This is a genomic window from Pantoea sp. ANP04 (genome assembly GCF_041982285.1).
In the GTDB taxonomy this organism is placed as follows: Bacteria; Pseudomonadota; Gammaproteobacteria; order Enterobacterales; family Enterobacteriaceae; genus Pantoea; species Pantoea eucalypti.
Map to the genome: position 1 here is coordinate 1 of NZ_JAUTYS010000103.1, position 584 is coordinate 584.

The window sequence follows — 584 nt, forward strand, 5'->3', positions numbered from 1 at the left end:
CAATGCAGATCACCAGGTCCCCCAGCAAGGGGATATCCAGCAGTTCATCCGGCACGTCGGCAGGAAATGACAGCACATTGGTTGCGTAATCTTTGTGACGCCAGGTGTGATTCAGCTCACGGCCTTCGTCTTCGTCCACCAGGCGGATGGTCAGTTCCGAATCGGCGGTGCGCTGGCGCAGAGCCAGTTCGCACCACTGGCGGAACTCTTCATCGCTGGGGGCCGGCTGCTGGCTGGCGCGTTGCAGGTCAAGCTCAAGCATCGCGGCGGTTGCCTCTGTCGGCTGAAGCCTTGGCGGCCTCGTCCTCGGCTCGCAGCTCGAAGCGTTCATAGGCTTCGACAATGCGTTGCACCAGTGGATGGCGCACCACGTCCTTGGGCATGAAGTGAGTGAAGCTGATGCCGGGTACATCCTTGAGCACGTTGATCACTTGGGCCAGGCCCGACTTGGTGCCTTTGGGCAGGTCGACCTGGGTGATGTCGCCGGTGATCACTGCGGTGGAGCCGAAACCGATTCGGGTGAGGAACATTTTCATCTGTTCCACGGTGGTGTTCTGGCTTTCGTCGAGGATGATGAAGCTGTT

The 584-nt window shown here is 59.8% G+C and carries 2 protein-coding genes; both read right to left on the bottom strand.

The genetic code is table 11. The features are described from left to right. Positions 1-262: rRNA maturation RNase YbeY (gene ybeY / locus Q7C21_RS22550; protein WP_375151167.1), on the bottom strand; the 262-nt coding region annotated here is incomplete at its 3' end. Continuing rightward, the coding region (locus tag Q7C21_RS22555; RefSeq protein WP_375151168.1) for a PhoH family protein at positions 255-584 on the bottom strand (330 nt) is incomplete at its 5' end. The genes ybeY and Q7C21_RS22555, both read right to left, overlap by 8 nt.